7 protein-coding genes are annotated in these 11210 nt (G+C 34.2%); 6 read left to right on the top strand and 1 reads right to left on the bottom strand.

The window, feature by feature from the left end:
- The 5 genes from HR057_RS14275 to HR057_RS14295 form a co-directional block, all read left to right on the top strand.
- Positions 1-688 (top strand): Abi family protein (locus tag HR057_RS14275; protein WP_173732122.1); only part of this gene is annotated, 688 nt, incomplete at its 5' end.
- A gap of 1059 nt (positions 689-1747) precedes the next feature.
- Positions 1748-3121 (top strand): glycosyltransferase family 2 protein, encoded by a 1374-nt coding sequence (locus HR057_RS14280; RefSeq protein WP_173732123.1) that lies wholly within the window; start codon positions 1748-1750, stop codon positions 3119-3121.
- Positions 3122-3478: 357 nt separating this feature from the next.
- On the top strand, positions 3479-4000 hold the full coding sequence (locus HR057_RS14285) for an RrF2 family transcriptional regulator (protein ID WP_173732124.1): 522 nt from the start codon (positions 3479-3481) through the stop codon (positions 3998-4000).
- 70 nt (positions 4001-4070) lie between these two features.
- Positions 4071-5297, top strand: coding sequence for an efflux RND transporter periplasmic adaptor subunit (locus HR057_RS14290; protein WP_173732125.1), 1227 nt, complete (start codon positions 4071-4073; stop codon positions 5295-5297).
- Positions 5294-8356: an efflux RND transporter permease subunit gene (locus tag HR057_RS14295; RefSeq protein WP_173732126.1), complete on the top strand. Its 3063-nt coding sequence runs from the start codon at positions 5294-5296 to the stop codon at positions 8354-8356. The genes HR057_RS14290 and HR057_RS14295 overlap by 4 nt, the downstream gene beginning before the upstream one ends.
- Positions 8357-8601: 245 nt before the next feature.
- Here HR057_RS14295 and HR057_RS14300 read toward each other — a convergent pair whose 3' ends face one another.
- Positions 8602-9027 carry a hypothetical protein gene (locus HR057_RS14300; protein WP_173732127.1) on the bottom strand — a complete coding sequence of 142 codons (426 nt, stop codon included), beginning with the start codon at positions 9025-9027 and terminating at the stop codon, positions 8602-8604.
- Positions 9028-9205: 178 nt separating this feature from the next.
- Here HR057_RS14300 and HR057_RS14305 point away from each other — a divergent pair, with 178 nt between their 5' ends.
- Positions 9206-10438, top strand: a complete 1233-nt coding sequence (locus HR057_RS14305) for a DUF5667 domain-containing protein (protein WP_173732128.1) — start codon at positions 9206-9208, stop codon at positions 10436-10438.
- Positions 10439-11210 lie beyond the last annotated feature (772 nt).

Genomic DNA, 11210 nt, shown 5'->3' on the forward strand with positions numbered 1-11210 from the left:
GGATTCTGGTGAAAATGGGTTTTCAATAATAGACGACTATAATGAATATGAATTAAAACGATTTGTTTCTATTATAGATAATAAAGTTGAAGATTATATACATGTTAAGGATAAAATTTTTAAAGAAGTAAAAAATAAACGTGACTATAATTATGATACTTATACAAGAGGTAAATTTCCAATATGGAAACTTATAGAAATGATGTCTTATGGTCAATTATCATCCTTTATTAAATTTTATGTGGATGAAGGTAAATATAAGTCTAAGCAATTAGATATAGCATATAAGTTTTTACATTATTCAAAGAATATTAGAGATTCGGCTGCTCATAGCAGACCTCTATTATTAAATGTTGTGGAAGTAGATCAATTTAATAAAATATATACTAGTCATAATCAAAAGAAGAGCCAAGCGCATCGGGATTTGAAACGATATGTGGAAACGGAAATGCTGAAAAGAAAGAAAAGTTCAGAGCTAATTACTAATTTTAGGATACATGATTTGTGTTGTTTAATTTATTTGCATGATGAATATGTAAAGGGTAAATTTGTAAGGAAAGTAAGAAAACGTGAATTATTTGATGTTTACAAACGGGCTTTGTATAGAAGAAATATGTATAGCGGAATAGATCAGTTTAACGATATCTTAAAACTTTTTTATGGTCTTATTCGAAAATATAGGTGTTAGTATCTTGACACTTATTTTTTTTAATGATAACATTATTTGCAGACGAAAGGCATCAAAAAACCGTCGATGTCGTTTTTATCTGGCTATTATGGTTGGATAAAAATTTAAGGTGAAAAAGCTGAAGCAAGTACATTTATTGTGTCTTTGCTTCAGCTTTTTTGTTTAATTTTAACTTTTTCAAGAATAAATATGTAACAAATTGTAAGTGTATCTAACCATAATGGAAGGCATAATTGTAAATAGAAAGGTAATCATGTACTGAATTAATCCTAAAGGAAAATGAAGACATTCAAACTTCAATGGAAAAGGATGAATTCAAATGGATCAATTTGAAATACTAAAAAAAGAGAGAGAAAACCAGTTTACTGCTCGGTAATTGGACTCTTCATCACGTAAAATTGGTATGGAAATTTTTAAAATGCAATTAAAAAAGTTTAACTCAAAAAGAATTGGCCGAACACGCCACAATCACTCAAAAAAATCTCAAGAATTGAGGCTGTTGATCGATTCAGGGATAGAAATAGACATATAATATAAAATTTTAAATATAAAAGAGCTTGCCCCCAACATAGTTTTTTTGAAATGGCATTTAGATTAGCATTTAGTACATTTAAAAAGTGTGTGAAAAATACTTGAAATCATTGATTTATCAATATTTGTATTAAAATACGGTTCGACTCCCACCGTCTCCACCAATACATACTTTGGTGGTAAATATGATTGATAACAAGAACCATAAAATTTCCAAATGGAGGTTTTATGGTTTTTTTATTTTTCGAATATCATCGTTAATTTATGGAATTAAAAATAAGGCTCTATAATATCATTAATTTCTGGTTTTCCTACAATTCTCAGAAAATAAAAGTGCATAACGTCATCTCATTCTCCTATACTTGAATTGGCCAAAATTCCACGAAAATTCATGATAACTATATCCGTTAAGCATTCTGTTAGGAAAGCAACTCAACGCATATAACCAACTAATTCCATTGGACTGTATAGAACTTACAGTTATAATGAAATCAAATCAAAGGATTACTTTGAGTTATGAGGTGACCTATGCCAACACCTAAGATAAACGATCAAGAATTCCAAAAACCTTCAGAGATCGCACGTAAGAAAGAATTCATTAAAAAGCCATATATTCCATTAAAACTCAAACTCTATTTTGCCCATGTGTTTGCTTTTCTTTGGTTGCTCTTTTCGATTTATTTATCAAAAAATTGGGTGCATAACTTAGGAGAAGTGACAACCTTGCCTATCGCTCTTTTCATTATTGCAGGAGTGGCATATATCCCAGGTTACATCAATGCTTTCATGGTCTTTGGTTTATTATTTGATAAACAACCTCCATTAAAAGTAGAAAATCCAACCATACCCGTTTCGGTCTTAATTGCTTGTTATAATGAAGAAAAATCGATTCGAACGACCTTAGAATATGTTGCCAAGCAGACTTATGAAGGGCCAATAAAAGTGATTGTGATTGATAATAACTCTAAAGACAAAACTTTTGAAATTGCCCAACAAGCAGGGGATGAACTCGGACTAAATATCCGGGTAATTCGAGAATCCCACCCAGGCAAACACCACGCTCTAAATGCCGCTTTAAAAATCGTAGACACCGAATGGTTGATCACCTTAGATGCAGATACGATCCTCATGAAAGATTCCGTCAAATATCTGATCCGAAGAGCTTTATCCAGTCCGAAAGATGTATGTGCTGTTGCCGGTTCGGTATTAACCCGTAATAGTCGTAAGAACTTCTGGACAAAAATTCAGGAATGGGACTACTTCTTAGGAATTGCGAGCATTAAACGATTGCAGGGAATGTTTCAAGGCACATTAGTTGCTCAAGGGGCATATTCCCTTTATAAAACTGAGGTTTTGAAATCCATTGGCAGATTTCCTGATGTCATTGGAGAAGATATCGTCATCACATGGCGCATGTTGGAGAAAGGATGGAAGGTATATTTTGAACCATTGGCAGTTGCCTTTACGGAAGTACCTGAAACGTTTATTCATTTCCAAAGACAGCGAAGCCGTTGGGCAAGAGGAATGATTGAAGCCCTCAAGAGAATAAAACCTTGGAAACAACCTCTTGGTTTCGTAAAATATGCAACAACCATGAACTTAATCATGCCATACCTTGATTTTGTGTATACTCTGTTTTGGTTGCCAGGTGTAGCATTGGCTTTCTTCGGTATTTATTGGGTTGCCGGACCGATGACCTTATTCGTGTTGCCTTTAGCTTTACTTCAAAACTTTATTTTGTACACATATCAAAAGAAAGTTTTCAAGCAATTAAATCTGAGGATTAGAAAAAACAGATTTGGATTTGTTTTTTATGTGTTGCTATATCAGGCAATCATGTCCCCGATTTCTCTATGGGGATATATGGAAGAAGTTTTTCAATTGAAGCGTGTGTGGAAATAAGAAAATCTACTCGTTAGATCGATACAGAGACGGGATCGAATCCCGTCTTTTCTGTTTGTGCGCCTGGCATGGGTGTAATCTCTAGGGGAAAGTCACATGCTGTGAAGGAAGAAGTAACAGTTAGCTTAACGCAAGGGTGTCCGTGGTGACGCGGAATTTGAAGGAAGCTGAAATCCTCACCCAATCAGCCATCATTTCTTCCAACGATTAAATACCTATATCAACTATTGCTGCTCAATAATCGGTTTGTAAAACCACTTGATTTACCCAATCTGCAAGTTTAAAATAATTATGGACATTAAATATCCATAATAGACATAAAATATCTATATATAAAACAATTAGGAGTGTATAATTTTGAAACTGACCAAATCTGTAGAACAAGCCATTTGTATACTTATTTTTCTTGTCACTCAGGAAAAAAATGAACCGCTGGCAACGGATGAAATTAGTAAAAAACTGAACGTATCTCCATCGTATTTAAAGAAAATTACTCGCAAATTAGTTAAAAAGAAAATTATTACATCCGTTTCCGGTAATCGTGGAGGAATTAGTTTAGCGAAAAGCCCGGAAGAAATCAATATGTTAGATATCATCGAAGCAATGGAAGGACCTATTTCTATTTATTCTGATACAGGACTAATAGAAACCGTATTTAAAGGTGGAAAGCACACAGACAAAGGATCCGACATTCTTCGGAATGTATTTAAACAAGCAGATCTCTTACTTATTGAATATTTTTCAAAAATTACGGCGGCAGATCTTCTAAAAGAAAGCTTTGGCACAGAAAATATACCTACTTTAAACTGGAACAAAATGTCTTTAACTGAATATGTGGAAGCGAATTGTCAAAATCTCTCAGAAAATGAAGAAAAGTAAATTTGGAAGTTTTAAATAATTTTCTGCTAGAATAGCTGACTTCTTAAGTAAGACAAGAAAGGAGAAAATTATGAAGAGGAAAGCATGGTTCGTTTTATTGATATTTTCCATTATTGCCACGTTGCTTGGGTGTGAATCAAATGCAGAAACAACGGCCGCACCAAAAGTATACCCTGTAAAAACGATAGAAGTTAAGAATGAAAGTTTGCCAGTTACATTGGAATATGCAGGGATTACAGGGGGAAGTGAAGTAAGAAAACTATCATTTAAAAGCACTGCAATCATAGACAAAATTTATGTCCAAAAAGGACAGCGTATAAAAAAGGGAGATCCTTTGGTTGATCTTGATAAAACAGATTTAATTTTAGCGATGGAAGCAGCTAAATATCAAATGGATGCAGCTGCTGCACAGTATCATAAAGCGGTCAATGGTGCCCAAAAAGAGGACATTGCAAAAGCAGAAATTGCTGTTAAAAATGCCCAAGATAATTACAATTTTTTAAAAGATTTATATGACAAAAATGTAAAGCTATTTGAAAGTGGAGCTATTTCGAAACAAGAATTAGATCATAGTAAGCTTCAATTAGATAATGCTCAAAGTTCCCTTAATATTGCCATTCAAAATTTGCAACAGCTGAAAAATGGAACGAGAGAAGAAGACATTGATGCTCTTTTAGCTCAACTAAATTCAGCGAAAACGAATTATTCATCGAAAGAAAGTTTAGTTCAAGATGCGTCACTAGTGGCTGATATCGATGGTTATGTCGTCGATGTTCTAGGAAAAGAAGGAGAATTATGGCCAGCAGGAAATCCGGTCATTCTTATTCGGAGTGAAAACCAAGTCGTCAGCGTAGGTCTTTCAGATCAAGATGTCACGAAAATAAAAGTTGGATCAAAAGCACAGGTGAAAATTAATGGTCAAACGACTGATGGTGAGGTTATTAATATCGCTCAGATGGCAGATCCTGAGACAGGTACTTATAGTGCCGAAATCAAATTATTGCAACCTATAAAAAACAGTGAATATTTGATTGGCCAAAGTGTCAAAGTTTATTTTGGCATCGGAAATAAAGAATCCGTATGGATTCCGATCAGCAGCATTTTAAATGATGGCGAAGATTATGTTTATATTGTTGAAGAGGGCCGTGCGGTTCGAAAAAATATAACGATAGGAGAGCCGCATGAAGATAAAGTATCCGTCGAAGGTTTAAAAGTTGGAGATCAACTTGTCATTGAGGGTATGAAAAATATAAAAGCGGGTTACAAAGTTCAAACAAGCGAGGAAAATGAAAAATGAGACTCATCAAGGCCGCGATAGAAAATAAAAAAATCGTATTATTTTTAACAGCAATCGCCCTCGTTGCTGGAATTTACAGCTACTATATTATACCAAAACAAGAAAGCCCGGATATTTCCTCGCCACTTGCGATGGTCACAACTATATATCCGGGAGCATCTCCAAGTGAAATTGAAAATCTTGTAACAAAAAAAATTGAAGAAAAAGTGGAAGAAATTGACGGATATGACTATTCAGAGTCTTTTTCAAAAAACAGTGTATCGGCTGTTATCGTTTATTTAAACAACGATGCAGATCCTGATAAATCGTGGAGGGAATTAAGAGACAAAATAAATGATATCCAATCGGAACTTCCTGAAGGATGTCAAGAAAGTATTATTAATACGGATCTAACGGAAGCTACTGGTATGATGATCTCCATTTCTGGTGAAAATTACTCCTATGAAGAGCTCGGGAACTATGCAGATGAAATTAAAAAAGAATTAAGCAGTATCGAAGGGATATCCAGATTTGACGTTAGCGGGAAGCAAGAAAAACAAGTAAAAGTAGAAGTCGATCTAAGTCAAATTAATAAATATGATCTTTCTATTGAAGAAGTCGCAGCGGTATTAAAAGCTCAAAACATCAATATCCCATCAGGGTCTTTAAATTATGAAACGGGCAAAATTAAGGTGAAAGCTCCAGGTAGTTTTACGTCATTACAAGATATTGAGAATACAATTGTCGGCGTTTCAAGCATTTCTGGAGAAACTATTAAAATAAAAGATATCGCTAAAGTATACATGGGCTATAATGACGACGCTGACTACAAATACACGAATCAAGGGATCAATGCAGTTATTCTTGCTGGATATTTTCAAGATGGAAAAAATATTGTTCTCATTGGTGAAGAAGTAAGAAAAAAACTGGATGAAGTTAAAAATAATCTTCCGAGTGATATCCAGTTGGATGAGGTCATCTTTCAACCAAAAGATGTAAGTGATTCAGTAGATTTTTTCATGCAAAAACTTCTTGAGGGGATCGTCTTTGTCCTCATTACGGTATTTGTTGGCATGAGCCTTCGAAATGCAATGGTCATTTCTTCAGTTATCCCAATATCGATTGCTTTAACATTCATTACGATGTACGTATTAGGAATTGAAGTTCACCAAGTGTCAACAACCGCACTTATCATTGCCCTTGGGATATTGGTAGATGATGCCATTGTCATCGGTGATGCCATCCAAGTGGAAATCGATAAAGGGAAGCCTGGGAATGAGGCTGCGTTTTATGCCATCAAGAAATTATTCGTACCTGTTTTTACTTCAACTTTAATCATCGTTGGTGCCTTTGCACCGTTGTTAACAATTCCGGGAGCGGTAGGGGAATTTTTAAAAGCTCTGCCACTCGTTGTTATGATTTGTGTGACTTGGTCTTATATTTCAGCTTTACTACTTACACCTTCGATCTCTTCTGCGTTTTTTAAAAAGAGAAACAAGGAAGAAAAAGAAGGAATCATTCGGAAAATGTTTCGCATCATTTTAACATTTTCCTTAAAACATAAAACGATCGTTATTTTATCAGCTATTGCGATCTTTTTAGTTTCAGTCGGTTTATTTAAAACGTTGGGAATGCAATTTTTCCCTTATGTCGATAAAGATATTCTTTATGTCGATATAGAAAATGAAAAAGTTGATGACCTAGACAGTACAAACCAATTGGTCAAACAAGTAGAAGAAGTACTTCAATCACAAAAAGAAGTTACAGGCTATACATCGGCGATCGGAGGCGGGTTACCAAAATTTTATGTCACGTTGCCAACGGTATCAAATTCTAAAGATGTAGCGCAAACATTAGTCAAAGTTGATATTGAGAAAACAGATACATTTAGTACAAGACAGGAACTCGCTGAGCATCTTCAATATTTATTGGATACGAATATTAGCGGTGGTAAAGCGACAGTAAAACTATTAGAGCAGGCAAAGCCAATTGGAGCACCAATAAGATTAAGATTGATTGGTGAAGATTTGGATCAATTATATGCAGCTTCAGAAAAAATCCAAGAACAGTTAAGAAATATACCGGGAACTTTAAATGTCCGGGACGATGCGTCTCAAAAAACGTACCAGTATGAAGTGAATATTGATGATACGAAAGCTTCCCAAAAGGGTCTTTTGAAATCCGATATTCTAAAACAGATCCATATTGCATTAAAAGGTTCCACGAGCTCCGTGTACAGAAAAAATGGCAGTGAGTACGACATTGTCGTTAAAACAAATATCAGTTCAGTAAAGGAACTTAAAAATTTACAAATTAAATCAAGCATTACAGGGAATAAAATATTATTAGGCCAAGTTGCTTCTATTAATCTTGTATCTGAACTAGATCAAATCAAGCACTATAATAAAGAAAAAACGATTACAGTCTACAGTGATGTCAAAACAGGTTCCAATGCTGTTGACATAGAGGATGCTCTTGCGAAGGAAATCGATAAAATGGACTTAGATGGAGTAAAAGTAATTTATGATGGCGAGAAACATCAAATCCAAGAGAATTTTACAAGCCTTGCATTAGCGGGTGTGTTAACGATCGTGATTATTTATGTACTTTTAACGATTCAATTTAATTCTTTTATAGAACCAATTATCATCATGACTTCGCTGCCATTCTCATTAATAGGTGTCGTTATAGGACTGATGGTGTTTAATATGTCTTTGTCTTTTACAGCGGTTATGGGAATCATTAGCCTCATTGGCGTTGTTATTAGAAATGCCATCTTGCTCATTGAGTATATACACGATGGAAGAAAAGAAGGGCTCGCCGTTGATGAAGCTTGCCTGCAAGCTGTAAGCCAGCGTTTTAGACCAATTATCTTAAGCTCAACAGCAACCATTACAGCACTGATCCCATTGGCATTTTCAAAAAGCGACTTATTCGGACCAATGGCTGTTACGATTATGTTTGGACTATTAACTTCAACTTTCTTAACGTTTATCGTAATACCAGTGGTATATTCATTGATTAGTAGTAGAAAAGATCAGAGGTTTTTGCAGAGGGAACATGTAGAAAATGCTATGTAGAGTTAATGATATGTCGGTATAACAGATAGCAAAGTGGTGAAGAAAAAAGGATACTTTTACACTCCAAGTATTCCCCAAATGATTTTAAGATCGTTTGGGGAATATTTTTTTATTTTAAGGTAAAAAAACACTTCCAAGACAAAAGCATAACTATCCTATATGTAGTGGTTATACATGATAAAAATTTTTTGTTAGGATATAGAGGAAATTTACATTTTATTTTAAAGTTAAAACTTTCCGATTGGTTAAAAAATAGTGCATATTTTCTCTTTAAATTCAACTAATCCTCCGGTATAAGTATTGTTTTCGTTTAAACGAAAGGTGCTGAGCATCGTTCCTTCTTTTTCATTGAGATGACTGTCAAAACCAACCATCACTAATATTTCTTTTTCTTTTCTGACATTATTTTCTCTTTCTTTTACCTCTATTACATAAACATCAGTGGCATAAATTCCGTTTACAACTTCATTAGGTATTAGTGAAAATTTTATTTTCTTTGGATAAGGAGTTGTCTCTGCCTCGTATTTTTCTAAATTCGTCCGTTTATACAAAATATCTTTTTCTTCATCAGTCAGTTCCCATATAGAACAACCAGTGGTAACTAAAGAAAACAATAATCCCAAAGAGGCAATAACTTTTTTAAGACCACTCTTAATTTTTAAATAATCCACCCTCCTTACCAACCAAAATTCACCAGAAAATCCCTAAAATAAACTATAACTCTATTATTAATCTAGGTTCAAAAGAAGAATAACTTTGGAAAATAATATAAATTTTTTCATAATTACACCCACAAACGTGCCAGTTTTTGTCGAAGCGTATAGCGTAAAAGAAAAAGGAGGAATCATGATGAAAATTAAAAAGACGGTAATGAGTGGTGCAGTAGCATCTGCGCTTATTTTTTCAACGATCGGAACAGGCTCAGTATTTGCTGAGGAAGGCGTCGTTGAACTACAAGCACCAGAAATTGAAGAAGCTGTTACAGTTGATACAGACGAGCAAAGGGCTTTAGCAGAAGTAAATGTAACCGTTGAAGACACTGTAGAAGATGGTGAGATTTCTGAAGAAGCCACAACAGATGCTGAAAAACCTATGAAAGAAGGAAGCGAAGACACGGATCAACAGCAAGAAAAAGCATCGACGTTAGTACCTGGAGATTTCCTCTATTTTGTAAAAATTATGATGGAAAAAATAAGACTTGCAGTAACGTTTGATGAATACAAAGAAGCTCGCATGTTAGCCCAGTTTGCTGCAGAACGTATTGCTGAAGCAAATGTATTAATAGCGGAAGGGAAAACGGACGAAGCTATTGAACTTCTAAAAAAAGCGATTGCAATACAAGATGAAGCAGCTGAAAAGTTAGCAGAAGCGGAAAAAACAGAAGCTTCTGATGAAATAGAAGTAGTAACTAAAGAAGAGGGAACTCAAGACTCTGAAGCTACAGAAGAAACAACAGAAGACACTGAAGAAACAACAATAGAAGACAATGTAACTAAAGAGACAGAAGCGGGAATTGATGACGAAGTTGCAGAAAACGAAGTAGAAGTGAAACTCGCTCAAAATATTGATGCATTAACGGCAGCACTATCCCATGTAAAAAATCCTACAGCTCAATTAGCTTTAATGAAAAATATTCAAAAGTCTTTTGTTAAATTAGACAAAAAGTTAGCGAAGATGGAGGAAAAGGCAGCAAAGTACATAGATGAAACAGCTGATGAAGAGGAAAAAGTTGCGACTGAAACAAAAGTCTCTAAAGAAGAAGTAACCAAAATTACTGAAGAAAAAGAAGCAGCAACTACTGATACTGAAGCTGTTGAAAAAGAAACAAAAACAGAAGGACAAGCTGAATCAGAAGCAGTTGTAAAAGTGGAAGAAAAAATTATTGTTGCACCTGGATTAGTTAAGAAAGAAGAAGCAAAAGCAAAGGCTCAAGAAAAACGTGCGGAAGTACAAGCAAAAGTTGCTGCTAAAAAACAAGAAGTTCAACAAAAGAAAGCTGAAAAAGAGCAGCAAGTAAATGAAAAGAAACAAAATGCCCAAAAAAATGGCTCTCCAAATAATCATGGTAAAGGAAACGAATAAATCAACTCAGCAACCTAGTACAATTTGTACTAGGTTGTTTTTTGCACTTAGGTACACGGACGTTTTGTCCAGATTATCCTTGAGTATCAACCTAATATTTTCGCACAACCCCTAACTACAAACGTTAGTTTTAGCGTTCTTTTTAAAATATTTAAAAGGAATTTTTTTATTCAAAAACTTATGTAATTGGAACCTCAATGTTACATCATTAACTTTGATAAAATTTCTTACATAACAAGCTTGGTTTAAAAAAATTCAAAAGGATAGCCACATTACATAGCTAGGATCCGGAACAAAATGAAACGATTTTCCATCCGGTAAAACACGGATTTTGTCAATTTGGGGCAAGTCCGTGTTTTTATTTTTTCCCATGAGTCTTTCAAAATTGGAAGAATTTTTAATGAAAAAGTATTCAAAAAAATAAAAAAAAGAAGTTGCCAAATGAGGATATTTAAAATATAATCAAAACATACTTCATGTAAGAAAATATAACATCAATAAGTTAGATAATATTACATCAAGAAAAATTGGTTTTTGATGTAAAAAAATAAAACATTAAAAGATTTGAATGTTTTTTGGTGTTGAGGATGAAGTGTTTTGATGCGGGAAGGTAACGATTGACAACTGGAAGATAAAATTGAAGGAAAGATTGTTAATCATGAAGATTAGTAACACGCATAATCGTGTTGTGAATTAAATTGATCTAATTTTGTGAACGGTTGTCGCTTTATACTTCTCGTATCGTAGTTTCCAAACTCGGTTCTATCCAATG

It is taken from the genome of Calidifontibacillus erzurumensis (assembly GCF_013303125.1).
GTDB lineage: Bacteria > Bacillota > Bacilli > Bacillales > Bacillaceae_J > Calidifontibacillus > Calidifontibacillus erzurumensis.